This window comes from Rhizobium sp. 01N424 (assembly GCF_056399485.1).
This window is the reverse complement of sequence record NZ_JBFTRK010000008.1, coordinates 1-26,124: the sequence shown is the minus strand read 5'-3', so window position 1 is coordinate 26,124 and position 26,124 is coordinate 1. Positions and strand designations below refer to the sequence as shown.

The 26,124-nt window shown below is 62.5% G+C and carries 25 protein-coding genes, 1 tRNA gene and 1 pseudogene; 17 read left to right on the top strand and 10 right to left on the bottom strand.

What is annotated here, in order from left to right; translation table 11 throughout:
- The first annotated feature begins 17 nt into the window (after positions 1 to 17).
- From AC1DNK_RS19540 to AC1DNK_RS19520, 5 genes are all read left to right on the top strand, one after another.
- Positions 18 to 1,154, top strand: a complete 1,137-nt coding sequence (locus tag AC1DNK_RS19540; protein WP_477942929.1) for a citrate synthase — start codon at positions 18 to 20, stop codon at positions 1,152 to 1,154.
- A gap of 119 nt (positions 1,155 to 1,273) precedes the next feature.
- On the top strand, positions 1,274 to 1,810 hold the full coding sequence (locus AC1DNK_RS19535; RefSeq protein ID WP_477942927.1) for a FecR domain-containing protein: 537 nt from the start codon (positions 1,274 to 1,276) through the stop codon (positions 1,808 to 1,810).
- A 6-nt stretch (positions 1,811 to 1,816) separates the two neighbouring features.
- A complete protein-coding gene (locus AC1DNK_RS19530) occupies positions 1,817 to 3,679 on the top strand; it encodes a CHASE2 domain-containing protein (protein ID WP_477942925.1) in 1,863 nt (620 codons plus the stop codon).
- 112 nt (positions 3,680 to 3,791) lie between these two features.
- Entirely contained in the window at positions 3,792 to 5,756 is a 1,965-nt protein-coding gene (locus tag AC1DNK_RS19525; protein ID WP_477942923.1) for a DEAD/DEAH box helicase, read from the top strand.
- Positions 5,757 to 5,802: 46 nt separating this feature from the next.
- On the top strand, positions 5,803 to 6,447 hold the full coding sequence (locus tag AC1DNK_RS19520) for a class I SAM-dependent methyltransferase (protein ID WP_477942921.1): 645 nt from the start codon (positions 5,803 to 5,805) through the stop codon (positions 6,445 to 6,447).
- Positions 6,448 to 6,480: 33 nt separating this feature from the next.
- Here the strand turns inward: AC1DNK_RS19520 and AC1DNK_RS19515 are convergent, their stop codons facing one another.
- Together AC1DNK_RS19515 and AC1DNK_RS19510 are read right to left on the bottom strand one after the other, a co-directional pair.
- Positions 6,481 to 7,185 carry an SDR family oxidoreductase gene (locus AC1DNK_RS19515; RefSeq protein WP_477942919.1) on the bottom strand — a complete coding sequence of 235 codons (705 nt, stop codon included), beginning with the start codon at positions 7,183 to 7,185 and terminating at the stop codon, positions 6,481 to 6,483.
- Positions 7,186 to 7,286: 101 nt separating this feature from the next.
- The gene (locus AC1DNK_RS19510; protein ID WP_112387367.1) at positions 7,287 to 7,475 is read right to left on the bottom strand and encodes a hypothetical protein; all 189 of its coding nucleotides are present in this window, start codon (positions 7,473 to 7,475) and stop codon (positions 7,287 to 7,289) included.
- Between the two features lie 519 nt (positions 7,476 to 7,994).
- On the opposite strand from AC1DNK_RS19510, the gene AC1DNK_RS19505 reads away from it, so the two are divergent.
- Together AC1DNK_RS19505 and AC1DNK_RS19500 are read left to right on the top strand one after the other, a co-directional pair.
- Entirely contained in the window at positions 7,995 to 8,453 is a 459-nt protein-coding gene (locus tag AC1DNK_RS19505) for a MarR family winged helix-turn-helix transcriptional regulator (RefSeq protein ID WP_477942917.1), read from the top strand.
- The gene (locus tag AC1DNK_RS19500) at positions 8,450 to 9,691 is read left to right on the top strand and encodes a multidrug effflux MFS transporter (protein ID WP_477942915.1); all 1,242 of its coding nucleotides are present in this window, start codon (positions 8,450 to 8,452) and stop codon (positions 9,689 to 9,691) included. Before AC1DNK_RS19505 ends, AC1DNK_RS19500 begins: the two co-directional genes overlap by 4 nt.
- Here the strand turns inward: AC1DNK_RS19500 and AC1DNK_RS19495 are convergent.
- The 5 genes from AC1DNK_RS19495 to AC1DNK_RS19475 are packed head-to-tail and all read right to left on the bottom strand — an operon-like array spanning position 9,660 to position 15,128.
- Positions 9,660 to 10,883, bottom strand: coding sequence for a molybdopterin molybdotransferase MoeA (locus tag AC1DNK_RS19495; protein WP_477942913.1), 1,224 nt, complete (start codon positions 10,881 to 10,883; stop codon positions 9,660 to 9,662). The genes AC1DNK_RS19500 and AC1DNK_RS19495 overlap by 32 nt on opposite strands.
- Positions 10,880 to 11,380 carry a cyclic pyranopterin monophosphate synthase MoaC gene (moaC, locus tag AC1DNK_RS19490; protein WP_477942911.1) on the bottom strand — a complete coding sequence of 167 codons (501 nt, stop codon included), beginning with the start codon at positions 11,378 to 11,380 and terminating at the stop codon, positions 10,880 to 10,882. The genes AC1DNK_RS19495 and moaC overlap by 4 nt, the downstream gene beginning before the upstream one ends.
- A gap of 1 nt (position 11,381) precedes the next feature.
- Positions 11,382 to 12,194, bottom strand: a complete 813-nt coding sequence (gene trpC, locus AC1DNK_RS19485; RefSeq protein ID WP_477942909.1) for an indole-3-glycerol phosphate synthase TrpC — start codon at positions 12,192 to 12,194, stop codon at positions 11,382 to 11,384.
- Between the two features lie 9 nt (positions 12,195 to 12,203).
- Positions 12,204 to 13,220 (bottom strand): anthranilate phosphoribosyltransferase, encoded by a 1,017-nt coding sequence (gene trpD, locus AC1DNK_RS19480; protein ID WP_477942907.1) that lies wholly within the window; start codon positions 13,218 to 13,220, stop codon positions 12,204 to 12,206.
- A gap of 15 nt (positions 13,221 to 13,235) precedes the next feature.
- Entirely contained in the window at positions 13,236 to 15,128 is a 1,893-nt protein-coding gene (locus AC1DNK_RS19475; protein ID WP_477942905.1) for a peptidylprolyl isomerase, read from the bottom strand.
- A 220-nt stretch (positions 15,129 to 15,348) separates the two neighbouring features.
- Between AC1DNK_RS19475 and AC1DNK_RS19470 the strand changes: the two genes are divergently transcribed.
- Positions 15,349 to 15,630 (top strand): hypothetical protein, encoded by a 282-nt coding sequence (locus AC1DNK_RS19470; RefSeq protein ID WP_112443920.1) that lies wholly within the window; start codon positions 15,349 to 15,351, stop codon positions 15,628 to 15,630.
- A 67-nt stretch (positions 15,631 to 15,697) separates the two neighbouring features.
- On the opposite strand, the gene AC1DNK_RS19465 is transcribed toward AC1DNK_RS19470, so the two are convergent.
- Positions 15,698 to 15,952 carry a GlsB/YeaQ/YmgE family stress response membrane protein gene (locus AC1DNK_RS19465; RefSeq protein ID WP_112387376.1) on the bottom strand — a complete coding sequence of 85 codons (255 nt, stop codon included), beginning with the start codon at positions 15,950 to 15,952 and terminating at the stop codon, positions 15,698 to 15,700.
- Positions 15,953 to 16,345: 393 nt separating this feature from the next.
- On the opposite strand from AC1DNK_RS19465, the gene AC1DNK_RS19460 reads away from it, so the two are divergent.
- Complete coding sequence (locus AC1DNK_RS19460; RefSeq protein ID WP_477942903.1) at positions 16,346 to 16,501, top strand: hypothetical protein; 156 nt, start codon at positions 16,346 to 16,348, stop codon at positions 16,499 to 16,501.
- A 216-nt stretch (positions 16,502 to 16,717) separates the two neighbouring features.
- Here AC1DNK_RS19460 and AC1DNK_RS19455 read toward each other — a convergent pair whose 3' ends face one another.
- Positions 16,718 to 17,071 (bottom strand): hypothetical protein, encoded by a 354-nt coding sequence (locus AC1DNK_RS19455; protein WP_477942901.1) that lies wholly within the window; start codon positions 17,069 to 17,071, stop codon positions 16,718 to 16,720.
- Between the two features lie 158 nt (positions 17,072 to 17,229).
- Between AC1DNK_RS19455 and AC1DNK_RS19450 the strand changes: the two genes are divergently transcribed.
- From AC1DNK_RS19450 to AC1DNK_RS19430, 5 genes are all read left to right on the top strand, one after another.
- Positions 17,230 to 17,319, top strand: a tRNA-Ser gene (locus tag AC1DNK_RS19450).
- Positions 17,320 to 17,521: 202 nt separating this feature from the next.
- Complete coding sequence (locus AC1DNK_RS19445) at positions 17,522 to 18,604, top strand: septal ring lytic transglycosylase RlpA family protein (protein WP_477942899.1); 1,083 nt, start codon at positions 17,522 to 17,524, stop codon at positions 18,602 to 18,604.
- 67 nt (positions 18,605 to 18,671) lie between these two features.
- Entirely contained in the window at positions 18,672 to 19,865 is a 1,194-nt protein-coding gene (locus AC1DNK_RS19440) for a D-alanyl-D-alanine carboxypeptidase family protein (RefSeq protein WP_477942897.1), read from the top strand.
- Between the two features lie 144 nt (positions 19,866 to 20,009).
- Positions 20,010 to 20,684, top strand: a complete 675-nt coding sequence (gene tmk / locus AC1DNK_RS19435; protein WP_477942895.1) for a dTMP kinase — start codon at positions 20,010 to 20,012, stop codon at positions 20,682 to 20,684.
- Positions 20,677 to 21,702: a DNA polymerase III subunit delta' gene (locus AC1DNK_RS19430; protein ID WP_477942893.1), complete on the top strand. Its 1,026-nt coding sequence runs from the start codon at positions 20,677 to 20,679 to the stop codon at positions 21,700 to 21,702. Before tmk ends, AC1DNK_RS19430 begins: the two co-directional genes overlap by 8 nt.
- Here the strand turns inward: AC1DNK_RS19430 and AC1DNK_RS19425 are convergent, their stop codons facing one another.
- On the bottom strand, positions 21,703 to 22,497 hold the full coding sequence (locus AC1DNK_RS19425; RefSeq protein ID WP_477943138.1) for a sulfite exporter TauE/SafE family protein: 795 nt from the start codon (positions 22,495 to 22,497) through the stop codon (positions 21,703 to 21,705).
- 182 nt (positions 22,498 to 22,679) lie between these two features.
- Between AC1DNK_RS19425 and metG the strand changes: the two are divergent.
- The 3 genes and pseudogenes from metG to AC1DNK_RS19410 all read left to right on the top strand — a co-directional run.
- Positions 22,680 to 24,278: pseudogene (gene metG, locus AC1DNK_RS19420) on the top strand (methionine--tRNA ligase); the annotation flags it as partial.
- Positions 24,279 to 24,287: 9 nt separating this feature from the next.
- A complete protein-coding gene (locus AC1DNK_RS19415) occupies positions 24,288 to 25,070 on the top strand; it encodes a TatD family hydrolase (RefSeq protein WP_477942891.1) in 783 nt (260 codons plus the stop codon).
- Positions 25,071 to 25,074: 4 nt separating this feature from the next.
- Entirely contained in the window at positions 25,075 to 25,911 is an 837-nt protein-coding gene (locus AC1DNK_RS19410) for an MBL fold metallo-hydrolase (protein ID WP_477942889.1), read from the top strand.
- The last annotated feature ends 213 nt before the right edge of the window (positions 25,912 to 26,124 follow it).

The following is a 26,124-nucleotide window of genomic DNA, read 5'->3' as shown; positions in this document are numbered from 1 at the left end:
ATCAATGTGAGGCTCGCATGTCCTGGCTGACGGCAGAGGAGGCGCTGGCGCAACTCGGCACCAAACCGCAGACGCTCTATGCCAATGTCAGCCGTGGCCGCATTCGCGCCAAGGCCGATCCCGCCGATCCGCGGCGCAGCCTCTATCACACCGTCGACGTCACGCGGCTGGCCGAACGCCATGCCGGGCGCCGCAAAAGCGAGACGGTCGCGGCCGAGGCGATCCAGTGGGGCGATCCGGTCTTGCCATCCGCCGTTTCGACGATCGCCGACGGCAAGCTTTACTACCGCGGCCGCGATGCGGTTTCGCTGTCGGCCTCGGCAACGCTGGAAGCGGCCGCGGCCGTTCTTTGGGATGCGCCTGCCGTCGAGCTTGCGGGTGAGGCGATCGAAGGCGGCCCGCCTGTCATCCGTAACGCATTCCTGGCGCTTGCCGGCAGAGTGACGCGGGATCTTCCAAGCCTCGGGCGTTCACGTTCGGTGCTGCGCAGCGAAGCGATCTCGGTTTTCAGCTGTGTCAGCGCCGCGCTCGCGCCCGGCCGCGGCGATTTCGTCCATATGTGTCTCGCCAATGCCTGGAGCAGGCCAGAGGCTGCCGACTGCCTGYGCCGGGCACTTGTGCTTCTTGCGGACCATGAGCTCAATGCATCGACATTTGCCGCCCGGGTCACGGCGTCTTCGGGGGCGTCTCTTTCGGCCGCGGTGCTTTCGGGCCTCTCGGCACTGACCGGCCCGTTGCACGGCGGCGCGTGGCAAGGCGTTTCCGCGCTGGCCGACATGGCAAGACACGCTGGCGCCGAAGAGGCTGTGCGCCGCGTTCTCTCTCAGGGCAATCCGCTTCCGGCTTTCGGTCATCCCCTGTATCCGGACGGTGACATAAGGGCATCGGCGCTTCTTCAACATTTCGAAATGCCGCGCCTGTTCGAGGAGATCAGGAAGGCAGGCGAAGCGGCGACAGGTGAGAGGGCGAATGTCGATTTCGCCCTGACAGCGATGGCGGAGAGCTTTGCGCTGCCCGGCGAGGCGGCGATGGTGATCTTCGCTCTGGCGCGCACGTGCGGCTGGCTTGCCCATGCGATGGAGCAGGTCGAAGACGGCCATCTGATCCGCCCGCGGGCGCGCTATTGTGGCCCGGCCTTGGTGGCCGGCGGCTAACGCTTGCCAGCGGCTGCGCTTTTCTGCATACGGGATCAAGCTTTTGTTTTATGATGGCGAGCCGGGAAACAGGCCGATCGCTGCGCAGCGACTGCGCATCTTAGGATTGGCCGAAAGTCATGTGGGGACGTATCATGGGCTTGGTTTCGACAATCCTTCGCGGATCGGCTGCTGCATGCATATTGCTCGCGCTGCCGGTCGCCTCAGCGGCGCAGACAAGCGGCTGCGCGCTGCAGAACGCCGATGGCGGACGCCGGATTCTGCGCTGCCCAGGCGGCGTGACAGTCACAGCTGAAGCTGGTGCCGGATTCAATCTTAACGACCGGAATGGCGACGGCAGTCCCGACAGCGCATCGCTGCGGCGCAAGGCGATCCTCGTCGATGTCGACAGCAGCCGTCATACGGGTGGCTTTCAAGTGGTGACACCACAGGCGATTGCGGCTGTCCGCGGCACGCAATGGGCCGTCGATGTCGGTGGCGGACAGACCTCCGTGCTGGTCGTGCGCGGCGCGGTTGCCGTGCGGCGCCCGCAGGGCGATTCCGTCGTTCTTCGTCCGGGCGAGGGCGTCGATGTTCGCGCAGGCAGCAGCGCGCTCGAAGTTCGCCGCTGGCCATCGGCGCGCGCCGCGGCACTGCTTGCCCGCCTCGGCCAGTAGGATCCCATGCCCCGTCAGAATGTTCTTGTGACCGCCGCGCTGCTTCTGTCCGCGATCTGGGGCGCGTTCCTCGGCTCGGCGCATCTTAGCGGCGGCGCAACAGTTCTCGATCGTCCCGAAGCCTCGCTGACCGATCTCAAGAGCACGCTGATCGGCAGGAGAACGCCGCCACCCGTCGTTACCATCGCGGCGATCGACGACCGGACGGCTGCGGCTCATGGCTATCCGCTCGACCGCGCGACGCTGGCCAAGGCCGTGACGGCTATTGCCGCCTTGAAGCCCAAAGTCATAGCGCTCGATCTGCTCTTCGTTGATCCCGGTAACGATGCGGCCGATAGCGCCCTGGCGTCGGCGCTTCAGCTTGCTCCTTCGGTGATAGCAGGTGCTGCAGTCTTCCCGCAAAGCGTCCAGTTCGTCGGCAACGAAGCAAACGATCCGCTGGCGGCTATTCCCGTCGCAGAAAGCCTGCTGCTGCCTCAGGAACGGCTTGCCGGTGTCGCGGCAACCGGCATCGTCAACGTCTCGACCGACCAGACCGGCGTACCACGCTTCATCCCTCTGCTGTCGCGCGGCGAGGGGCGTATCGACCCGTCCTTTCCGCTGAAGGCGGCGTCGCTGGCGATCGGCCACGATCCTGCATTCCAGCCCGGCGCGATCGCCTTTACCGACACGCGTATCCCGACTGACACCGGACAACGCCTGCCGCTGACCTTCTACGGCCCACGCGGCACCATTCCGACTGTCAGCATCGCCGATGCGCTCGATGGCAAGCTCACCGCACAGGAGGTGGCCGACAAGGTCGTCGTCATCGGCTCCACGGTCACCGGCGGCGGCGATGTCTTTCCGACGCCCTTCGATCCGGTTCTGCCTGGCGTCGAAGTGATGTCGACAGCGATCACGCATCTGGTCGCCGGGGACAGCGTCATCCGCGACCACAATGTCCGAAGGTTCGATGCAACGCTCGCGGTGCTGCTGCCGCTTGCTGTCGTCGGTCTGCTTGCCTGGCGGCGCAGCGTCATCGGTTTCGTGATGATCGCGCTGCTGTTCGTCGCCTGGGCCGGCGTCAATATCGCGGCATTCCGGCAGGGATACTGGTTAAGTGCAGCATTGCCGATTGCCGCCGCGTTGCCACCGGCTCTGATCTTCGGCGCCGCGCAGCTGTTTACCGACCGCCGCCGCGCCCGTCTTTTCGCCGCGCAGAGCGAATTGCTGCAGCGGATCGAAGCGCCGGGCCTCGGAGAGTGGCTGGCCCGGGATCCTTCCTTCCTCTCCCATCCCGTGCGCCAGAACGCAGCCGTCGTGTTCATCGATCTCTCGGGCTTTACCGGCATGAGCGAAGCGGTCGGCGCTGTCGCCGTCCGCGAGATTCTCAGCGGTTTCTTCGAGCTCGTCGATGAGGAGGCGCGCGCCCATCAGGGCGCGATAACCAGCTTCATGGGTGATGGTGCGATGATCCTCTTCGGCCTGCCGGAACCACAGCCGGACGACGCGGCGCGTGCTGCGGCCTGCTCACTGTCTCTGGCGGAGCGCACCCGCGCCTGGCTGGCTGCCAACCCGACTCTACCCACAGGCCACAAGGTCGGCTTCAAGATCGGCGCGCATTGCGGTCCCGTCGTCGCATCGCGTCTCGGCACAGGTAACCGCCAGCAGATCACCGCGACGGGCGACACCGTCAACGTCGCCAGCCGGCTGATGGAAGTGGCGGCCGGGCGCGGCTCTGAGATCGCTTTCAGCGCAGCGCTGGTACATGCGGCCTCTCAGGGCGGTACACCGCCTGCGGGCGGAATTCTCGAGGGACCGTTCGAGACGCGCATTCGCGGGCGGGCCGGTGGCATCGAAGTCTGGTTGCGGCGGCAGCAGGCTGCCTGAAACTGGCGCTTTGACTTTTTGCCTGCAAAGGGATAGGAACGCGCCAACCGTTCGGCCGGGCAGATCCCGGCCAAGGCGCGCTTGCGCCTGAAAATTCCGAAAGACAGATCACATGACAGAGATTAACGGCGTCGTTCCGGCGATCGCCAAGGCGTTGTCGAAGCGCGGCTATACGGCGTTGACCCCGGTTCAGCAGGCAATGCTGGACCCGGCGCTTGCCTCGAAGGACGCCCTCGTATCGGCCCAGACCGGCTCCGGCAAGACCGTGGCATTTGGCCTGGCGCTGGCACCGACGCTGCTTCAGGACGACGACCGCTTCGAGCCGGCAGCGGAACCGCTGGCCCTGGTCATCGCGCCGACTCGCGAACTCGCCCTGCAGGTCAAGCGCGAGCTTGAATGGCTCTACGAAATGACCGGTGCGCTGATCGTCAGCTGCGTCGGCGGCATGGATATCCGCAGCGAGCGCCGGGCGCTGGAGCGCGGCGCTCATATCGTCGTCGGCACGCCTGGCCGTCTCTGCGACCATATCCGCCGCCGCGCACTCGACATTTCGTCGCTGAAGGCCGTCGTGCTCGACGAGGCGGACGAGATGCTCGATCTCGGCTTCCGCGAAGACCTGGAATTCATCCTCGAATCGTCGCCTGACGACCGTCGCACACTGATGTTTTCGGCAACGGTGCCGGCGGCTATTGCCAAGCTCGCCAAGAGCTTCCAGCGTGATGCGGTTCGCATCTCGACGCAGTCGGAAGAAAAGCAGCATGTCGATATCGAATATCGTGCACTGGCCGTTGCTCCCTCCGATCGCGAGAACGCCATCGTCAACGTGCTGCGCTATTACGATGCCAAGAATGCCATCGTTTTCTGCTCGACGCGTGCGGCCGTCAATCACCTGACGGCGCGGTTCAACAATCGCAATTTCTCGGTCGTCGCACTCTCCGGCGAACTGACGCAGAACGAACGGACGCACGCGTTGCAGGCGATGCGCGACGGACGCGCCCGCGTCTGTATCGCGACCGACGTTGCCGCCCGCGGCATCGACCTGCCGGGCCTCGATCTCGTCATCCATGCCGATCTGCCGACCAACTCCGAAACGCTGCTTCACCGCAGCGGCCGGACGGGCCGCGCCGGGCGCAAGGGCGTCAGCGCCATCATCGTGCCGCTGAATGCCCGCCGCAAGGCCGAGCGCATTCTGGACGGCGCCGGCGTTTCGCCGACCTGGGCCCGCCCACCGTCTGCCGAAGAGGTGATGCAGCGCGACGACGAGCGGCTGCTTGCCGATCCGATCCTCAGCGAAGCGCAGTCCGATGACGACCAGACGCTCGTCAATCAGCTGATCGCCAACTATGGCGCCGAGAAGCTGGCTGCCGCTTTCGTACGGCTCTACCGCTCCAATCAGTCTGCGCCTGAAGATATCACCGAGGTGTCGCTCGACGGCGGTGCACGCAAGCGCCGCGACAACGCCGATGGTCCGCGTGAGCCTAGCCAGAAGGGACCGCGCGACGATTTCGGCGCCAGTGTCTGGTTCTCGCTTTCGGTCGGCCGCAAGCAGAATGCCGAACCGCGCTGGCTGATCCCGATGATCTGCCGCAACGGCAACCTGACAAAGCGCGAGATCGGCGCCATCAAGATGCAGCCGGAAGAAACCTTTGTGGAGATCGCCGCCGGCAATGCCGAGGCGTTTCTCGCGGCACTCGGCCCGAACAAGACGATGGAACGCGGCATTCGCGTCAATCGCCTGAACGGCACACCCGATTTCAGCCGCCCGGCAAACGACCGGCCTGCGGGCAAAAAGGCCTACGAGGCACGCCGCGATGACGCCGTGCGCGACGACCACCCGAAGGCGAAGTTCAAGAAGGACTTCTCCCCGGAGCAGGCGCCGGCTGGTGGCGAGCGCAGCGACAAGCCCTGGAGCAAGAAGCCCGGCAAGCCGAAATTCGAAGGCAAGCCAAGGACGGAAGGCCAGAAGTTCGAAGGCAAGCCCAAGTTTGAGGGCAAGCCGAAGTTCGAAGGCCAGAAATTCGAGGGCAAGGGCGGCTTCGCTCCGAAGGGCAAGTTCAGCAAGAAGAAGCAGGGCTGAGGCTGGCGACAACGCCATCCCGGCCGCTCGATAGCGGGCAGCAGCGATGACGATGATGGCCGGCGCGATGGTTCACGATGTGGAAGCGTTCATACGCCGCCATCTTGAGCTTCGCCCGGCGCCATCGGTCCCGGAAATTTCTCTCTATGCCGCCCATCCGGCAAGCCGTCTCGGCCGCCTGCCGGGCGGCGGCGGCGAGCCGCCGTACTGGGCCTATCATTGGGCCGGCGGCAGCGCACTGGCCCGCCATATTCTCGACAATCCCGATATCGTCGGCGGCCGCACGGTGATCGATCTCGGCTGCGGCTCCGGCATCGTTGCGATAGCGGCGGCGAAAGGGGGCGCGTCTCTTGTGACCGCCATTGATACCGACCGCTATGCGGTTGCTGCCACGGCGCTCAACGCGCAGGCAAACGGCGTCGTGATCGATATCCTCCAGGCTGATATTCTCGACGATCCGCCACCTCCGGCCGATCTCATCCTCGCCGGCGATCTGTTCTACAATCGCAAACTTGCACGCAGGACGCTGCCCTTCCTGCAGCGCTGCAGGGCAGCGGGCATTTCGGTGCTGATCGGTGATCCCGGACGCAAGACGCTGCCGCGCAGCAGGCTGACTGCGGTCGCTGAATACAGGGTTGCGGATTTCGGGGAAGGCGAGACGAGCGGCGGTATCTACATGCTCGTGAAGTGAACGGCGCCGGCATGCAGGCGCCGCTCGATAAACTCACACGGCGCGCGTCAGGCCGCCGTCGACGCGAAGGTTCTGGCCAGTGATGTAGGCAGCGCCGTCGGACGCCAGGAAGGCGATGGTGGCGGCGATTTCTTCACTGGTGCCGTAACGTTTCATCGGTACGCTGTCGCGGCGCTCTTCGGTCGCAGGCAGGCTGTCGATCCAGCCCGGCAGCACGTTGTTCATGCGGATGTTGTCGCCGGCATAGGTCTCGGCGAAGATCTTCGTGAAGGAGGCGAGACCGGCGCGGAAGACTGCCGAGGTCGGGAACATCGCGCTCGGCTCGAAGGCCCAAGCCGTCGAGATGTTGATGATGGCGCCCGACTTCTGCTTCTGCATGTGCGGCGTGACGAGGCGCGCTGGGCGGATGACGTTCATCAGATAGACGTCCATGCCGCGATGCCAATCTTCATCGGTAATCTCGAGGATCGGCGCGCGAGGTCCGTGGCCGGCGCTGTTGACGAGAACATCGATACGGCCCCATTCGGAGACCGCACGATCGACCAGCTTTCGGAGATCGTCGTTCGACTGGTTCGAACCGGTGACGCCGAAACCGCCGAGTTCCCGGGCAAGCTCTTCGCCTTTTCCCGACGAAGACAGGATCGCTACCTTGTAGCCGTCCTTAGCCAGGCGTTTTGCAGCCGCAGCACCCATGCCGCTACCGCCCGCCGTCACCAGTGCTACCTTATCAACCGACATGCATGCCTCCATTGCAGAAGCGCACCGGACTGGCCGGCGCGCCGTTATATGACGGCAGCCGTGATATCACTCCGGTTCTGCAAAGGCGAGCGCTGCAACGGCTACATTGCGAGCCGGAAGCGCATATCCTCAGGTTCGCCGTTCCGTTCGAAGCGGACAACCAGCTCATCCAGTGCAACGCCGATATCGGCATCGGTCCAGCCCTGGCTTTTCAGACGCAGGAAGATCTCCTGCATGCGGAGCCGCAGGAACACGGCGAGATCGGGATCGGAATCTTTAATCGAACGCATGGCTCTACTCTGAAATCCTCGAAACACGGCTGCAGAAAGAAACGGGCTCGCCACGCGAAACAGGAGGCGAGCCCTTGCCCTCGCAGGTCCGCCGACTTGCATCAGGCACCCGCCAAGACGGCGGGTATAGAATTGAAGGTTCGGAGGCGGATCGGACGCCTCATCATCAAGTAACCATAAGACGGCATGCGTGTCGCGTGACGCGGCCGTGACACGACTTTTGCGCGAAAGCATCGCTTTTACCTGCATCCTACTGATCTGAAACGGGTCACTCTACGTAATCCCCGCCGAGAACGAGAGACATATTCATGCGGGTATTGATTATCGGATTGGGACTATTGGCAATCATTGCATGGGCAGCAGCCTTCTACATGACATCAGGCGCCTTTTGAAAACCCGCCTTACTGGTCGATGTCCTTAGCCCGTTGGGACGATCGACAGCGCGGAAATCGCCATCGATGCGCCTTGCGGAAAAATAGATGATATGTCATTTGTTGTGATGTCATCGGATATCACTTCATGCCTTCAGAACACGAAAAGATTGCCGCCACCTTCGGTGCATTGGTGGCGCAGACGGCGCGATTGTGGCGCCGGGCTGCCGACCAGCGGCTGCAGCCCTTCGGTCTGACGGAAGCCACATGGCTGCCGCTGCTGCGGATCTCTCGCTCGGAGGTGCCGATGCATCAAAGAGCGCTCGCGGCATCACTTTCGCTCGATAATTCCTCGGTCGTCCGGCTCATCGACAATCTGGAATCGGCTGGCCTCGTCGAACGCCAGGAGGGCGAGGACCGGCGTTCGAAGGCGATCGTTCTGACCGAGGCTGGGCGGCATACAGTGATCGATGTCGAGCGCATCGCCCAGGGCGTCCGCGAAGAAGCGCTCGCCGATCTCTCCAGGGCCGACATCGAGGTGGCCTTCCGCGTGCTCGAGCATATTTCGAGCGTCTTTTCCAACAACGGCGAGGAGCCGACACCGTGAATTCCCATCCTGGCCGCATGGCCGGCGCCGAACTGCTGACTGCCCGCAAGACCGTTCCCGTCTGGCTTTTGGCGCTGGTTACCTTCAGCGGCACGCTTGCCATGCATATTTTCGTGCCTGCCTTGCCTTCAGCCGCTACAGATCTTGGGGCGAGCATCGGCGAGATGCAGATGACGGTCAGCCTCTATATTTTCGGACTTGCCGTCGGCCAATTGATCTACGGACCGCTTTCCGACCGCTATGGACGGCGGCCCGTGCTGATGAGCGGGCTGGTGCTTTACACGCTGGCGGGGTTCGCCGCACTGTTTGCGCCCGGGGTCCACGCGTTGATCGTTGCGCGGTTGTTTCAGGCGCTTGGCGGATGTGCCGGACTGGTGATCGCCAGGGCCATCGTCCGGGACACCTCGACGGCTGACGACACGGCAAAAAGGCTGGCGGTGATGAACCTGATGGTCACCGTCGGTCCTGGCCTGGCGCCGATCGCCGGCGGGGCGCTGGCCGCGACACTCGGCTGGCGGTCGATCTTCGTCGCTTTATGCGCGCTCGGCGTTCTCAACATGCTGATGACCTGGAAGATGGTGCCGGAAACCGGCAGGCGTAATGCGGAAGCATCGATGAAATCGCTGAGCCGCGATTATCTCGGTCTGCTTCGCTCGCCCGCCTTCGTCGGCTACGCCATTGGCGGCGGCTGCGCCACGACATCGATGTATGCCTTCACCGCTGCCGCACCATTCATCGTCATCAACGAATTGCACCGGCCGGCGACCGAGGTCGGCATCTGCCTTGCCCTGCTGATCTTCGGCTACTGGATCGGCAGCATGATCGCCACGCGGCTGATCGGCAGGATTGCCATGAAGCCGCTGATGCTCGTTTCCAATCTCGTCAGCATAGTGGCTGCAATCGCCTTCTTCGGGCTGGCGGCAACCGGCGAACTCGGGTTGCTGCCGATGATGGCGGTGATCATGGTTTATACGATCGGGGCTGGGGTGGCGTCGCCGAATGCCCTGACGCTTGCCGTCAGCGTCAATCCGAAGGTCACCGGCTCAGCCTCGGGACTCTATGGAGCCACACAGATGGCCGTTGGAGCCGTCTGCACGGCGCTGGCGGGGATCGGCGGCGATCCGGGCTTTGCCGCAGCGAGTGTCATTCTCGGCGCCAGCCTGCTGGCGCAGAGCTGCTTGTGGATAGGCGTGAAAGCCAGCCGGATCAGGGCAGAAGCGCCGGCCGCAGCAGCATGACGGGGCAGGGCGCGCCGGCCTCAAGGGCGGGCGCATTCGGCGGACGAATGATCAGGCAATCGGCCTGCGCGAAGATCTTCATCATCGACGAATCCTGCTTGCCGAACGGCCGCGCACGGCGCGCACCACCCGGCGACACCTCAAAGCTGGCCCGAACATAATCCTGCCGGTGATCGTTGGCCGCGAGATCGACCGCGGCCTCGACGATCGCCTCGCGTTTCACCGGCGGCAGCGAGGCGAGCTTGCGTAGCAAAGGTTCGAGGAAGAGCAGGGCGCAGACCAGGCTTGAGACAGGATTTCCGGGCAGACCGAGAACATGGATCCTGCCGAGGCTTCCGACCATCAGCGGCTTGCCGGGACGCATGGCGATACGCCAGAAATCGAGCTGCATGCCTGCCGCTATCAGCGTTGCCTGCACGAGGTCGTGATCGCCGACCGATGCGCCGCCGAGCGTGACGATAACATCGGCGCCGGCGACTTCGGCCCTGCGCACCGCTTCGGTGATGGCTGTGCTATCATCCGGCACGATGCCGAGATCGAGCACCTCGCCACCGGCATTGCGCACGAGCGCGGCAATGCCGAAGCCGCTTGACGCAACGATCTGCGAAGGGCCGGGCATGCCGCCGGGTGCCAGCAGTTCATCGCCCGTCGCAAGGATCGCCACCAGCGGCTTGCACAGCACCGGGACTTCGGCGTGGTTCATACCTGCCGCGACCGTCAGCCGCGCGAAATCCATGACAGTGCCTGATGTGAGCACCGTTTCGCCGAGACGGAAATCCTGCCCCCGCGGGCGGATATGCTGGTTTTCGCGAACCGGAAACTTGGTGCGGATGCCGCCATCGATCTTTTCGGCGTCCTCCTGAAGCAAAACGCTGTCGGCACTGTCAGGCACAGGGGCACCGGTGAAGATGCGGACGGCTTCGCCATCACCAATCGCGCCGTCGAATGCATGCCCGGCCGACGCGGTGCCGATGACGCGAAGTTCGGCGCCGAGCTCCGGCGCATCCGCGCGGCGCAGTGCATAGCCATCCATGGCGGAAGAGTTGAAGGGGGGCTGCGTCAACCGTGCAGCAAGATCGCCCGCCAGCACGCGCCCATCGGCGGCGGCGAGCGGCACGGTCTGCGCATCGGCGATCGGCGAGGCGCTGCCCAGCAGACGCGCCTGCGCCTCCTCGACCGGCAGCAGGCTCATGATTGCGCCTCCGGGTGACGGAAATCGCCGGACTTGCCGCCCGACTTTTCCAACAGCCTGACACCGCCGATTTCCATCGCCTTGTCAGCGGCTTTCGCCATGTCGTAGATCGTCAGGCACGCGACAGACACGGCGGTCAGCGCCTCCATCTCGACGCCCGTTTTGCCGGTCAGCTTCGCCGTCGCCGTGACCCTGAGGCCCGGAAGCGCTGCATCTTCGGTGATATCGACACTGACCTTGGTCAGCATCAGCGGATGGCAGAGCGGAATGAGGTTTGCCGTCTGCTTGGCCGCCATGATGCCTGCCAGCCGAGCCGTACCGATGACGTCGCCCTTCTTGGCATTGCCGTCGCGGATCAGCGCCAGCGTTTCCTGGGACATGCGGATATAGCCTTCGGCAGTGGCAATGCGTACGGTTTCGGCCTTGCCGCTGACATCGACCATATGCGCCTCACCAGCTGCATCGATGTGGGTGAGGCCAGGCTTGGCGCCGCTCATGTCATTCAGCCGCGATTGCCGCTTCGCCGAAGAGAAGCGCGCGGGTGGCCGCCGTGACGTCATCCTTGCGCATCAGGCTTTCGCCGACGAGGAAGGTATTGATGTTGAAGGCCTGAAGGCGCCTGCAATCAGCATTGGTGAAGATACCGCTCTCGCCGACCAGCAGCTTGTCTGAAGGAACCATCGCCGAAAGCTTCTCGCTGACGGTCAGGCTGACTTCGAATGTGCGCAGATTGCGGTTGTTGATCCCGAGGAGCGGCGACGAGAGCTTCAGCGCCCGCTCCGTTTCCTCTTCGTCGTGGACCTCGACCAGGACATCCATACCGAGCGCAAAGGCTTCGTCCTGCAGGCGCTCCGCATCGCCGTCCGTCAGCGAGGCCATGATCAGCAAGATGCAGTCGGCGCCCCAGGCGCGGGCTTCGTGAACCTGATAGGTCTCGAACATAAAATCCTTGCGCAGCGCCGGTAGCGCGCAGGCAGCACGCGCCGCCGTCAGGAATTCCGGTGCGCCCTGAAAGCTTGGCGTATCCGTCAGCACGGACAGGCAGGCAGCCCCACCGTCCTCATAGGCCTTTGCCAGGGCCGGCGGATCGAAATCCGGGCGGATGAGGCCCTTGGACGGGCTTGCCTTCTTGATCTCGGCGATCAGTCCGTAGAGCCCTGCATCGCGCTTGGCGACCAGCGCCTTGTGAAAGCCGCGCGGCGCCGATTGGCCGGCCTGCATTGCCTTGAGATCGGCGAGCGAGACCTTGGCCTTGGCGGCGGCGATTTCCTCGCGCTTGTAGGTTTCGATCTTCTTCAGGATATCGGTCATCGGTCGATCCTAGTCGATGTCGTTGGAAACGGCGATGAGTTTGTCGAGCGCGGCCGCGGTTGCGCCGCTATCGAGCGATTCCTTTGCAAGCGTCATGCCCTTGGCGATCGTCTCGGCCTTGCCGGCGACGACGAGCGAGGCGGCGGCATTGGCGAGCGCGATATCGCGGTAGGCATTCCTGGCACCGCCGAGGACGTCGCGGAGTGCCGCAGCATTGACGACGCCGTCGCCACCCTTCAGGGCCGAGAGCGTGCAGGGCGAGACACCGAAATCGGCAGGCGACAGCTCGAAGCTGCGGATCTTGCCATTCTCAAGCGCTGCGACGCTGGTCTTGCCGGTCGTGGTGATTTCATCGAGACCATCACCATGGACGACCCAGACGCTTTCGGAGCCGAGATCGCGCATGACTTCGGCCAGCGGCAGCACCCACTGCTCGGCGAAGACGCCGAGCAGCTGGCGGCGGACGCCCGCGGGGTTGGTCAGCGGCCCGAGCAGATTGAAGATCGTGCGCGTGCCGAGTTCGACGCGCGAGGGTCCAACGTGACGCATGGCAGAGTGATGTTGCTGCGCGAACATGAAGCCGACGCCGGCTTCAGCGATGCAGCGGGAAATCACGTCCGGCGAAATCTCCAGCTTGACGCCGAGAGCGGCCAGACTGTCCGACGCGCCAGACTTGGAACTCAGAGCACGATTGCCATGCTTGGCAACCGGGACGCCGGCACCGGCGACGATCAACGCTGCCAGTGTCGAGATGTTGTAGGTGCCGCTGCCGTCGCCACCGGTGCCGACGATATCGATGGCATCGGCGGGCGCTTCGACGCGCAGCATCTTCGAACGCATCGTCGTGGCGGCGCCGACGATCTCATCGACCGTCTCGCCGCGCACGCGCAACGCCATCAGGAAGCCGCCGATCTGCGAGGGCGTCGCCTGGCCCGACATCAGGATGTCGAAGGCCTGGCGAGCCTCGTCGCGTGTCAGGGGCTCGCGGCTTGCGGCCTTGGCCAGAAGCGGCTTCAGATCGGTCATGCGCTAAAGCTCCTCCTAGCGAACGGTTGCCTGATCGGCGAGCGTCTGGTTGATCGAGGCGCTGTACTGCGTCTGCAGCAGGGTCACCATCTGATCGAGGATGTCATCGCCGGCCGCATTGGCGACTGCTGCGATCTGCGCATCCTGGTTGTTCAGCGCATCGGTCGTCGGATCGGTGTTGACGTTGGTGACCTTCAGCAGGATCTGCGTGGTCGCGTCGGCGCCGACGGCATTGGCAACTGTGTCGGCAGGGCCGCTGAAGGCAGCGCTGACGCCGCCTCGGCCGAGAACGGCATCGTCGGTGGTGCGGCTCACGCCGCTCTTGCTTTCGACGGCGATGCCGAGCGGGGCTGCGATATCGGCAAGCGACTTGCCCTTCTGCGCTTCCTGCTTCAGCTCGTCGGCCTTCTTGGCAAGTTCCAGCTTCTGCTGTTCTGCCGTCCAGTCGGCAACCGCCTTGTCGCGAATTTCGGCAAGCGGGCGCTCGCGCTCCGGCGTGACTTCGCGGACATCGAACCAGACGTAACCGTCATTGCCGAGCGCAAGTGCGACCGGCTGGGTGCCTGGCTCGGTCTTGAACGCTTCGCCGAGCAGCTGCTGCTTCGACGGGATGTCCTTGACCTCGTTGCCGTCCTTGTCTGCACCGGTGGCGTCGATCGCATCGACGACGACGGCCTTGAGCTTCAGCTCCTTGGCGATGTCTTCGAGTGACTGACCGGCGCTGCGCATGTCTTCTATATGATCGTGGACGTTGATGACTTCCTGCGAAGCGTTGACCAGCGCCAGCTGCTTGCGGATGTCTTCCTTGACCTCGTCGAGCGTCTTGACGGTTTCAGGCTTGATATTGGTGATGCGCAGGATGACCGGACCAAAGGCACCATCGACGACCGGCGTCGTGCCGCCATTCTTGGTGACGGCGAAAGCGGCCTCGGCAACCGACTGATCGGGAACCTTGTCCTTGGTGAAATCGCCGAGAAGCACGTCGGTCGCGGTCTTGCCCTGATCTGTGACCAGCTGATCGAAGGTTGTGCCGCTCTTCAGCGCCGTCTGTGCGGCGGCGGCGAGGTCCTTGTTGGCGAAGGTCAGCTGCTCGACGGTACGCGTCTCCGGCGTGCGGAAGGTTTCCTTGCGCTTGTCGAAATCTTCGCGGATCTGATCGTCGGTCACCGTCGCGACGTCGGCGATATCAGACGATTCGAGCTTCAGGTAGGCGACCTTGCGGTATTCAGGCGCGCGGTAGCGGGCCTTCACGCCATCGAACCACTTGGACAGCACATCGTCAGCAGGCGCCTTGATCGGTTCGATATTGGCGTTGGTGAGCAGCAGGTAGTCGATGTCGCGGCTTTCCTGGCGGTAAAGCTTGAGCGCGTCGACCAGGGCGGCCGGCGCCTTGAAGCCGTTGGAGACGGCATCTACGATCTGGCTGCGGACGGCGACCTTGCTGCGCTCGTTGATATAGTCGGCCTCAGGGATGCCGGCATTGCGCAGGCGCGATGTGAAGAGGCTACGGTCGAACTTGCCGCTGACATCCTTGAAAGCTGGATCGTCGCCGATCAGCTGGGCAAGGCGGTCTTCGGAGAGGCCGAGATTCATGTCTGCGGCCAGCTGATCAAGCGAAGCGCCGGCAACCAGCTGCGCAATCGTCTGCTGCTCGACGCCAAAGGCCTTGGCCTGCTCCGGGGTCAGGCGCATGCCGAACTGCTGGCTGAGGCTGGCGACCTGGCGCTGATAGGCGAGGCGGAACTCGTTGACGTCCACTTTCTGATCGCCGACCGTCACGACTGTCGTGCTCGAACCGCCGCCGATCAGCTCACGGGAAATACCCCAGATGCCGAAAGACGCGACCAGGAGAAGCATGAGGAGCTTGGCGACCCAGGTCTGGGCAGCTCTTCTCAGGATATGGAACATCGAAACGCAAACCTCGCATTAGATTCCGCCCATTCACGGGCAAAGCTTTCGACGTTCCTTAGAGCAAAGTAAGGCGGAAATGAAGCGCTATCCGACGAAAACATGACAGCATCCGGAATGGATTTACGGTGCTTGCGACAGGCAACAAAAGCACACCTGCACCGGAACCTTTCCGGCCCTCAGTTCGTTGTTGCGGCATCCGGAAAAATAGGAGCAGACAATGGCCGAACTGAAAACCGCCTCCGCCCAATCGACAGCCGCGCGCGTCAAGGCGGATATCGCCGCCGATGATCTTTCTGCGCAGGTCGCAGCCTTGCGCGAGGATCTGGCCCGTCTTTCGGAAAGTGTCGTCGCCTTGGGGCAGGGCGCCAAGAGCGCCGTGACCGACGAGGCGTCGGTGATGACGGAAAAGGTGCGCGACAAGGTGCGCGAGGAACCGATTTTCGCTCTCGCCGTCACGGCCGGTATCGCCTACGTGTTCGGGCTGATGAGCCGCCGCTAACGATTGCGAGACAACAAAAAAGCCGGGAGCAAAACTCCCGGCTTTTTTGCGTTCAAATTCCGTGCGCTTAGCGCCGGACCATCCGGCCGATCGCGATCAGCAGGCAGGCACCAACGAAACCGGTGATGAGATATCCGAGCCAGCCAGCCAGCGGCTGGATATGCAAAAGGCCGAGGATGAAATTGGCAACGATGGCGCCGATGATGCCCAGAATGATGTTCATGAACACGCCCATGTTGCTGTTCATGAATTTCTCGGCGAGCCATCCGGCAAGGCCGCCAATAATGATTGCCGCAATCCAGCCGACACTCTGATCTTCCATAATGATTTCCCTCCTAAGAAAACAACGAAATGAACGCGGAAACTGCAGAAAGGTTCCGTCCCGGTCAGGGCTGCAGCAGCGTCACCGGCATATGCAGCGCATGCGTGAGCAGCTGGAACAGAAGGCCAGACAGCGCCAGGATCGCAAAGCCCAGCGGCATGATCAAACTCTTACTCGACATTTTTACTCACTCCCTTTGCCGATCGAGAATAGATCATCGGCAAAGGGCGGCAAGTTAAATATTAACGGATAGTTAAGCATAAAATTTGAATGAATCGGCGACGATGAAACCGTTTTTTACTTCGCCACGTAAAATATTCCAGGTTGCAAAATTAACGTGCCGTTAATGCATATTAGTAATCATCGATCTATAGCAACCTGGAGGAGACTCAGATGCGTCATTCACATCTCATGGAACATCTCGAAGCCGCTCGAAAGATTGCGGAAGCAGACAATGAAATGTTCGTCGCCTACTTGATAAAAATCGCGAAAGAGGCGGCGCGCAAGCAGGACAAGATGCCGCGCGACAAGCAGGCGATTGCCGCTTGAGACGGTTGCGGCCATAGACGAAAGTGTGCGGTAATATGACGACGGAACCAAGATTGCCGGGCAAGAAAAGCCTTCCGCTAGCATTTTGACGAGGCCTCCCGGATCGAAAGGACCAAAATCTCTTTCGATCTGGCAACTTTTGCGGGTTCTCCAGGGCGGCGAAAGTCAAGCGTTATCCAACCTTTCGGGACCGCATTATCCGATAGCGCAGCGCGATTACTGACCGCAGGCGGCAGATTTGCCAGGACTGATTACGTTTCCATCGGCATCGTGCGCAGCCTTCCGCGCAGATCTCCGTTCGCTACGGCAGTCGTTCACGTCGGTGCCGTTCGAATCCCCGCTATTGATGGTGCTGTTCGTCGCGCTGGGATCGATCGTTCCGGGCTGCGCTTTGTCAGTGTCTCCGACGCGGCTACGATCATTAGTGCCGCTCGCGCGTGAACCTGAGATCGTCCCGATCGACGAACCGGAGGCGCTCGCGCCGTCCGCAGACACGTTGCCGGACTGGGCGAGGGCAACCGTCGCAAGACCCAGCGAGAGAACGACCGTGGCTGTAACTTTCTTCAGCATGGACTTCTTCCCTATGCATCGTCAGATGCTCTCCCAACAGCTGACGGCCCAAGATGTTCCGCACGCCTGATGGGACAGGCGAGCGCGCTTCCCGCAGCACAGATTTTTATGTCCGGCCCTTGCATTGCAACGCGGCTTTGCGTCATAAGGCGCTCGAAGGAAGAGTGTCCGAGTGGTTTAAGGAACCGGTCTTGAAAACCGGCGTGCGGGAAACCGTACCGTGGGTTCGAATCCCACCTCTTCCGCCATATGTCTCGCCACGCGAAACACCCCTGATTTAACCATCCGTAAACCATAACGATTAAAATTACCGCTACTGCCGCGATATTGTTCGCAAATTCGGCACATTGGCCACACAATTAAAGTCTCGTTAGGTGCAGGGGCGTAGGCAGGGTTGGTCCGATTTAGGGCACTTGCTTAACCATAACGATCTTTGGCGGCGTGGGACATATGAAGTTGGAATACGGGGCGGCGTCTTTCGCAACGGGTGCGCGGTGGCTGGCGCTGGCAGCGATGTGCGCCGCGGTGACGGCATGCGGAACAACGTCTCAGGCGCCGAAGAAGCGCGCCCACGGCAAGGAATATTTCTCCGAGAAGGAATATGGCGTCAAAGCCAGCCCGCGCGTCGTCGAGGGCGGTCCGATCCCGAAGGGGGGCGGGCGCTATCTCGTCGGCAATCCCTACCAGGTCAAAGGCAAGTGGTATTATCCCAAGGAAGACTTTTCCTATAGCAAGACGGGCGTGGCCTCCTGGTACGGCTCGGCCTTTCACGGCCGCCTGACCGCCAACGGCGAGGTCTACGACCAGCTGTCGATTTCCGCCGCGCATCCGACCTTTCCGCTGCCGAGCTATGCACGCGTCACCAATATCGAGAACGGCTCGTCGATCGTCGTGCGCGTCAACGACCGCGGACCGTATCACGAGGGCCGGATCATCGACCTTTCAAACAAGACGGCCGATCTCCTCGACATGAAGCATAGCGGCACCGGTCGCGTTCGCGTTCAGTATGTTGGCAAGGCGCGCATGGACGGCCACGACATGCCGTATCTGATGGCGTCCTACGTGCCAAAGGGCAGCCGTATTCCGGCCGTCGATCCGGGCGGGCAGATCGCCAGTGGCGTGATGGTCGCCTCCAATGACCGCCGCATTACCAGCGATCAGCTGCAGAGCCTGGGAACGCTGACGGCGCCGCAGACGTCACGCGTGCCTGTGCCGATGTCCGCCACGGCCTATGGCGGCGCGACGCCGAGCGCGCGCTACAATGCGGCTCCGGCGCCATCGGCTTTCGGGACGCTCAGCGCGCCGCAGGGTATGGGCGAAATGATCGTGCTGCCGGAAATCGGCCCGGTTCCCTACGAGCGTCCCTATGGCTGGGGGCAGGGGTCTCTGGCGATGGGCTACCAGGAAGACGGCGTTCGGACCGTGACGGTGCCGATCGCGTTCGATGCGGTGATGGTTCGCAACGACGGCCTGACCGAGGAATCGATTCTTACGTCCTTCAAGCGCCAGCAGGCAAAGCAGCCGGCGCGCTAAGACGCCGATTGCGGCAGGCCGCCGCTATCACTAACCTCCAGAATCGATTTCGCGCCAGGGGTTTGCAATGCTGAAGCGTTTCATCGGTTTTTGCGCGGTCATGCTGTCGGCCGCTTCATCTGCTGCTGCCGCCGAGCCTGCACCCGCGGGATTCGTTACCAAGGCGGCGCAGGCCTATATGATCGAGGCGTCGACGGGCACGGTGCTGCTTGCCAAGAACGAAGATCAGGCGTTTTCGCCGGCGTCGCTCGCCAAGCTGATGACGATGGATATCGTCTTTGCGTCGCTGAAGGGCGGCGAGATCACCCTCGATACCGACTATCCGGTCTCCGAATATGCCTGGCGCACCGGCGGTGCGCCGTCCCGTTCGGCGACGATGTTTGCCGCCCTTAAGAGCCGCGTGCGCGTCGAGGACCTGGTCAAGGGCGTCGCGATCCAGGGCGCGAATGACGGCTGCATCATTCTGGCCGAGGGTATGAGCGGCACCGAGGAGAATTTCGCCTCGGCGATGACGCGCCGGGCGCAGACGCTCGGGATGACGAAGAGCATCTTCGGAAACTCGACCGGTCTGCCGGATGGCAAGAGCAAGACGACGGCGCGGGACATGGTGACGCTGGCTGTCGATCTGCAGCAGACCTATCCGGCCTATTATCCCTATTTCGCCCAGGCCGATTTTGAATGGAACAAGATCTTCCAGCGCAATCGCAACCCGCTGCTCGGCCTCGGGCTCGGTGCCGACGGTCTGGCGACCGGCTTTGCCGAGGGCGAAGGCTTCTCGATCGTCGCCTCAGTCGAGCGTGACGGCAAACGGCTGTTCCTGGCGCTCGGCGGCATCGCCTCCGACAAGGAGCGGACCGACGAGGCCAAGCGTATTCTCGAATGGGGTCTGACCAGCTTCGAAACGCGGCAGATCTTCGCCGAGAAAGAAGTCGTCGGTTCGGCGAGCGTCTATGGCGGGCAATCGGGCCATGTCGATCTTGTGGCCAGGACCCCCGTCAGCGTCTATATTCCGGTCAGCAACCCGGACCGGCTGGCGGCGAGGATCATCTATCGCTGGCCGCTGACGGCGCCCGTCGCGGCCGACGCGGAAGCGGGCACGCTAGTGATTTCCGCCGGCGGCCGGGTGTTGCGCGAAGTGCCGCTCTATACGGTGCAGAATATCGCCGTGGGATCGCTGACCAGCCGGGCTGTCGATGCCCTGGTCGAACTCGGCGAATCGATGTTCTTCTCCTGGCTCTGGGACAAAGCCGAGCCCACCTGAAGGCCGCATTCTGCCGTGAAATTACCGGGGAAGGCGGAGCTGGCGGGAAACAGCGAGGTTTCGCCCGGGCGCATCTTCGGATAGATAGATTGAGGCGCTGCCGACGTTTTGTCGGCGGCATGTCGGGAATACGGGAAAGTGCTGTTGTCGTCCGGTACGGGATTGTTCGTTACATTCGAAGGCGGTGAGGGTGCCGGCAAGTCGACGCAGATCCGCCGCCTTGCGGAAGCGTTGCGCAGACGCGGCCATGAAGTGCTGCTGACGCGTGAGCCGGGCGGTTCTCCGGGTGCCGAGGCGGTGCGTTACGTGCTGCTGTCGGGTGCCGCCGAAGCCTTCGGAACGCGGATGGAGGCGATCCTTTTTGCCGCGGCGCGCAACGATCACGTCGAGGAGGTGATCCGCCCGGCGCTGCTCGACGGCAAGATCGTGCTTTGCGACCGCTTCATGGATTCGTCGCGCGTCTATCAAGGCGTCACCGGCAATCTCGAACCCGATTTCATCGAGACGCTGCAGCGCATCGCCGTCAATGGCGTGGTGCCTGACTGCACGGTCATCCTCGATATTCCGGCGACCGCAGGGCTTGCGCGCGTCAAGTCGCGCAATGCCGATGGGCCTGACCGTTTCGAGAAGGAAGAACTGGAGACGCACGAGAAGCGCCGCGAGGCCTATCTCGATATCGCAGCCCGCGAGCCGCAACGTTGCCGCGTCGTCAATGCCATGCAGGACGAGGCCGACATCGCCGCCGAGATCCTTGCGATCATCACCAAACTGATGAGTGGCATTGCGGCCGAAAAGACGCCGGTAGCCGTTCATGAGTGAGGAGCGGCCCGGCCTGCTGGATGGAGCGATCTGGCCGGCGGAAAATCCCAAGCTCTTCGGACATGAGGACGCGGAAGCGTTTCTCTCTCAGTCCTATAGGTCCGGCAAAGGCCATCACGCCATCCTGATCGAAGGCCCTGAAGGCATCGGCAAGGCGACGCTCGCCTTCCGCTTCGCCAATTATGTGCTTTCCAATCCCGATCCGGCGCTGGCGCCGGAGATCATTCCCGATCCCGATCCTGCGTCGCCGGTCAGCCGCCAGATTTCGTCAGGCGCTTCGCACAATCTTCTGCATCTTGCACGGCCGGTGGATGAAAAGACCGGCAAGGTGAAATCGGCGATCACTGTCGATGAAGTGCGCCGCGCCGGGAAATTCTTCTCGCAGACATCGGGCACCGGCAACTGGCGCATCGTCATCATCGATCCGGCCGATGACATGAACCGCAATGCGGCAAACGCCATCCTGAAGATCCTCGAGGAGCCGCCGAAGCGGGCACTTTTCCTCGTTCTGTCGCATGCGCCGGGCAAGCTGTTGCCGACCATCCGTTCGCGCTGCCTGCCGCTGAGGCTCGCGCCGCTTGGCGACGATGCGCTGGCTCTGGCACTTGCCAATCTCGGCACCGCGGTCGACGACCGGGCATTGCTGACGGCGGCGAAGGGCAGCGTCGGAGAGGCGCTGAAGCTGATGAACTACGGTGGTGGCGAGATCATCTCCGCCTATCAGGATGTGCTATCGGCTCAGGGACCGGCGGCGCGGCGCGCCATGCACCGGCTGGCCGATGCGCTGTCAGGCAAGGAAAGCGACACGATCTTCGAATTCTTCGCGAGCCATATCGGCGACGACCTGATGAACCGGGCGCGCCAGGCGGCGAGGGCAGGCGATCTCGGTGCTGCCGAACGGCTCGCTAGGCTGCAATCCGATGTCAACGAGCGTCTCACCGTCTCGGGTGCCTACAACCTCGACCGCAAGCAGACGATCCTCGGTATCCTGTCCGACATCAAGCAGCCCGGCCCTTAATCAGCCTGCGAGCAGTTTCCAGGCGACGACGGCAAGTGTCAGCGCCAGGACGATGCGGATCGTCCGCTCGTGCAGTTTCGGTGCCAGCAGGCTTCCGGCGACGATGCCGGGTATCGATCCCACAAGCAGTGTCAGAAGCATCAGCCAGTCGATTTCGCCGATGAACCAGTAGCCCATGCCGCCGATCAGCGTCAGCGGCACGGCGTGAACAATGTCGGATCCTACGATCTCGCGAACGTCAAGATTCGGGTAAAGGATCAGCAGGATGGTGACGCCGAGTGCGCCCGCGCCGACCGACGTCAGCGTGACCAGGACACCGAGCGCCAGACCGAGGATGACGGTGAAAATGGCGATCGTTGCCGGCTTTGGTGGCGTCCGCTCGCCGATGGCGCCGCGCGCAAAGGACAAAACCTGGGTGCGGAAGATCAGCATGAAGGCAGTGATGACAAGCAGCCAGCCGAGCGCGATGGTGATCGTATGCGCGACTTCGACGCTCTTGCGATCAACGCCGGCCATGAGCCAAAGCATGAGGAGGGCGGCCGGCACGCTTCCGGCGGCGAGCGAGCCGACGATGCGCCAGTTCACCCTGCCATGCATGCCGTGAACGGCGGTGCCTGCCGACTTGGTAATCGCCGCATAGAGCAGATCAGTGCCTACGGCTGTCGCCGGATGAACGCCGAACAACAGCACGAGGATCGGCGTCATCAACGAGCCGCCGCCGACGCCGGTGATACCAACCAGCATGCCGACGAGAAAGCCGGAAAGCGAATAGAGAGGCTGGAACGCTTGTGGCAGACTCACGGGGCAGACCTTGAGGCGCCTGCGCTGATCAGCTCATATTTGACGGTCATTATGCCTCGCCCGGAATTGTCGCCAAGGCGTAGAATGCCTGTGAAATCCCGTCAAGCGCAGCGGGCCCCCGAGGCGGTCAAAACGCTGCCGCTTTCGAAACTTAGTGTTTCTCTTCGCCATCACATGCGCTAAGAGCGGCTGACAATTTTTATAGAGTAAGCCGGATGTCCGCCATGACCGACAAGAAGCCCTTCTACATCACCACTGCGATTTCCTATCCGAACGGCAAGCCGCATATCGGCCATGCCTACGAGCTGATCGCAACGGACGCCATGGCGCGCTTCCAGCGCCTCGACGGCCGTGATGTCTTCTTCCTGACCGGCACCGACGAGCACGGCCAGAAGATGCAGCAGACGGCGCGTGCCGAAGGCATCACGGCGCAGGAACTGGCCGACCGCAATTCCGGCGAATTCCAGGCGATGGCGAAGCTGCTGAACGCGTCGAACGACGACTTCATCCGCACGACGCAAGAGCGCCACCACGAGACCTCGCGCAACATCTGGAACCTGATGGCCGACAACGGCGACATCTACAAGGATTCCTACGCCGGCTGGTACTCGGTGCGCGATGAGGCCTATTATCAGGAAGACGAGACCGAAGTGCGCGCCGACGGCGTCCGCTACGGCCCGCAGGGCACGCCTGTCGAATGGGTCGAGGAAGCCAGCTATTTCTTCAAGCTGTCCGAATACCAGGACAAGCTGCTAAAGCATTACGAAGAGAACCCCGATTTCATCGGCCCATCGGAGCGCCGCAACGAGGTCATCTCCTTCGTGAAATCAGGCCTCAAGGATCTCTCGGTTTCGCGCACGACTTTCGACTGGGGGATCAAGGTTCCCAACGACCCCGAGCACGTCATGTATGTCTGGGTCGACGCGCTGACCAACTACATCACGGCCACAGGCTATATCGAGGACCGGAACGGCCCGCGCGCGAAATACTGGCCTGCCGACGTTCATATCATCGGCAAGGACATCATCCGCTTCCACGCCGTCTACTGGCCGGCATTCCTGATGTCGGCTGGTCTGCCGCTGCCGAAGCGCGTCTTTGCTCACGGCTTCCTGCTCAACAAGGGCGAGAAGATGTCGAAGTCGCTCGGCAACGTCGTCGACCCTGTCAACCTCGTCAATCACTTTGGTCTCGACCAGGTGCGTTACTTCTTCCTGCGCGAAGTCTCCTTCGGCCAGGACGGCAGCTACAGCGAGGAAGCGATCGGCCAGCGCATCAACGCTGACCTCGCCAATGGTATCGGCAATCTCGCCAGCCGTTCTCTGTCGATGATCGTCAAGAACTGCGATGGCAAGATCCCGGAACCCGGCCCGCTGACGGATGAAGACAAGGCGATGCTGGCGGCTGCCGATGCGCTTCTGGCCTCCACCCGCGAGGATATGGGCAAGCAGCTGATCCACAAGGCCGTTGCCTCGATCATCGCCGTCGTCTCGGAAACCGACCGCTATTTCGCCGGCCAGGCGCCGTGGGCGCTGAAGAAGACCGATCCGGACCGGATGGCAACCGTCCTCTACGTGACGGCAGAGGTCGTGCGTCAGCTCGCTATCCTGCTGCAGCCGATCGTGCCGCAATCGGCCGAAAAGCTGCTCGATCTCGTTGCCGCGCCTGCGGACAAGCGCGATTTCGCAGCGCTCGGCGAAGCGGGCCGCCTGGTCCCCGGCACCGAGCTGGAAGCGCCGACGCCTGTCTTCCCGCGCTATGTGGCGCCTGAGGCGTAAGGACTGCAGATGCTGATCGATACGCATTGCCATCTGGACTTTGCCGATTTCGATGCCGAGCGTGACGAAATCGTCGCGCGCGCGCATCTCTCGGGCGTCAAGCAGATGGTGACGATCTCGACGCGGGTGCGCAAGCTCGATGGCCTGCTTGCCATTACCGAACGCTATCCGTCGGTCTTCTGTTCTGTCGGCACGCATCCGAACAGCGCCAATGAAGAGCTGGATATCCAGACCGAGGATCTCGTGCGGCTGGCCAATGCGCATGAAAAGATCGTCGCCATCGGTGAAGCCGGTCTCGACTATTTCTACGACACGCAGACGCCTGAAGATCAGCAGACCGGCTTTCGCCGCCACATTGCCGCGGCGCGCGAAACGCAGCTGCCGCTGGTCATTCACAGCCGCAGCGCCGACGAGGACATGGCGGCGATCCTGACCGAGGAAACAGGGAAGGGGGCCTTCCCTTTCATCCTGCACTGCTTCTCGGCTGGGCCGGAACTTGCCAAGACCGGCGTCGAACTCGGCGGCTACATCTCGTTTTCGGGCATCCTGACCTTTCCCAAGTCGGAAGAGCTGCGCGCGATCGCCAAGACGATCCCGCATGACCGGCTGCTGGTCGAAACCGACGCGCCATATCTGGCGCCGAAGCGCTGGCGCGGAAAGCGCAACGAGCCTGCTTACGTCGTGAACACCGCCGAAGTGCTGGCCGAGACGCTCGGGCTCAGCTATGCCGACATGGCGGCGATCACGACCGAGAATGCCTTCCGGCTGTTCACAAAGATGCCGAGGATCTAGCCTCGTGGGTTACCGGCAGCGTTTCACCATTCTGGGCTGCGCATCGTCGCCAGGCGTGCCGCGCATCACCGGAGATTGGGGCGCCTGCAATCCCTATAATCCCAAGAACCGCCGGACACGCGCGTCCTTCATGGTGCAGCAGTTCGACGATAATGGCGGCGTGACGACCGTCGTCATCGACACCGGATCGGATTTTCGCGAGCAGATGATCGCCGCCAGGGTCGAGCATATCGACGCCGTGCTCTACACGCATCCGCATGCCGACCACATCCACGGCATCGACGACCTGCGCGGCTATTTTCACAATGGTCATCAGCGCGTGCCGATCCATGCAAACGCCTTCACCATGGACCGCATCCGCCAGGGCTTCGGCTATTGCATCGAAACGCCTCCAGGCAGCAATTACCCGCCGATCGTCGAGCCGAGGCTGATCGAGACGCTCGAGGAACCGGTGCGCATCTCAGGCGCCGGCGGCACGATTTCGTTTCGGCCGCACGAGCAGCAGCACGGCGATATCATCTCGCTCGGCTTCCGCATCGGCGATGTCGCTTACTGCAGCGATATCAGCGACTTTCCGCCGGAAACTGCAGCGAAGCTTGAAAATCTCGACGTGCTCGTTATCGACGCGCTCCAGTATCGCTATCATCCGAGCCATCTGTCGCTGGAGCAGTCGCTGGACTGGATTTCAAGGCTGAAGCCGAAGCGTGCGATCCTGACGCATATGCATACGCCGCTGGATTACGACACGGTGATGGGCGAGACGCCGGATCATGTCGAACCGGCTTACGACCAGATGACATTCGACGTCGAGATTGACGATCTGGAAACGGCCCGAGGATAGACAGAGCCTTGTATTTCAAGGGTTTTCGGTAATCACGGCATCCATTTTAGTTCCATAATCCATCTTATGCGATCTTCGTGTGTAGCGGCATTTTAGAGATGCGACATATAGGCTAGTTAGAGATGCGACAGTCGTCGCTTCTTGGGATGCTAGCTGAACGTCAGCATTGGGAAGCAAGACAAGCGACGTGCATCGTGGTCGAGGCCATTTATG

Bases quoted from the DNA above. Each gene is read 5' to 3' on its own strand.
- AC1DNK_RS19535 (WP_477942927.1), top strand. From the start codon at position 1,274: ATGTGGGGACGTATCATGGGCTTGGTTTCGACAATCCTTCGCGGATCG.
- AC1DNK_RS19530 (WP_477942925.1), top strand. From the start codon at position 1,817: ATGCCCCGTCAGAATGTTCTTGTGACCGCCGCGCTGCTTCTGTCCGCG.
- AC1DNK_RS19525 (WP_477942923.1), top strand. From the start codon at position 3,792: ATGACAGAGATTAACGGCGTCGTTCCGGCGATCGCCAAGGCGTTGTCG.
- AC1DNK_RS19520 (WP_477942921.1), top strand. From the start codon at position 5,803: ATGACGATGATGGCCGGCGCGATGGTTCACGATGTGGAAGCGTTCATA.
- AC1DNK_RS19515 (WP_477942919.1), bottom strand. From the start codon at position 7,185: ATGTCGGTTGATAAGGTAGCACTGGTGACGGCGGGCGGTAGCGGCATG.
- AC1DNK_RS19510 (WP_112387367.1), bottom strand. From the start codon at position 7,475: ATGCGTTCGATTAAAGATTCCGATCCCGATCTCGCCGTGTTCCTGCGG.
- AC1DNK_RS19505 (WP_477942917.1), top strand. From the start codon at position 7,995: ATGCCTTCAGAACACGAAAAGATTGCCGCCACCTTCGGTGCATTGGTG.
- AC1DNK_RS19495 (WP_477942913.1), bottom strand. From the start codon at position 10,883: ATGAGCCTGCTGCCGGTCGAGGAGGCGCAGGCGCGTCTGCTGGGCAGC.
- moaC (WP_477942911.1), bottom strand. From the start codon at position 11,380: ATGAGCGGCGCCAAGCCTGGCCTCACCCACATCGATGCAGCTGGTGAG.
- trpC (WP_477942909.1), bottom strand. From the start codon at position 12,194: ATGACCGATATCCTGAAGAAGATCGAAACCTACAAGCGCGAGGAAATC.
- trpD (WP_477942907.1), bottom strand. From the start codon at position 13,220: ATGACCGATCTGAAGCCGCTTCTGGCCAAGGCCGCAAGCCGCGAGCCC.
- AC1DNK_RS19475 (WP_477942905.1), bottom strand. From the start codon at position 15,128: ATGTTCCATATCCTGAGAAGAGCTGCCCAGACCTGGGTCGCCAAGCTC.
- AC1DNK_RS19470 (WP_112443920.1), top strand. From the start codon at position 15,349: ATGGCCGAACTGAAAACCGCCTCCGCCCAATCGACAGCCGCGCGCGTC.
- AC1DNK_RS19465 (WP_112387376.1), bottom strand. From the start codon at position 15,952: ATGGAAGATCAGAGTGTCGGCTGGATTGCGGCAATCATTATTGGCGGC.
- AC1DNK_RS19460 (WP_477942903.1), top strand. From the start codon at position 16,346: ATGCGTCATTCACATCTCATGGAACATCTCGAAGCCGCTCGAAAGATT.
- AC1DNK_RS19455 (WP_477942901.1), bottom strand. From the start codon at position 17,071: ATGCTGAAGAAAGTTACAGCCACGGTCGTTCTCTCGCTGGGTCTTGCG.
- AC1DNK_RS19445 (WP_477942899.1), top strand. From the start codon at position 17,522: ATGAAGTTGGAATACGGGGCGGCGTCTTTCGCAACGGGTGCGCGGTGG.
- AC1DNK_RS19440 (WP_477942897.1), top strand. From the start codon at position 18,672: ATGCTGAAGCGTTTCATCGGTTTTTGCGCGGTCATGCTGTCGGCCGCT.
- AC1DNK_RS19430 (WP_477942893.1), top strand. From the start codon at position 20,677: ATGAGTGAGGAGCGGCCCGGCCTGCTGGATGGAGCGATCTGGCCGGCG.
- AC1DNK_RS19415 (WP_477942891.1), top strand. From the start codon at position 24,288: ATGCTGATCGATACGCATTGCCATCTGGACTTTGCCGATTTCGATGCC.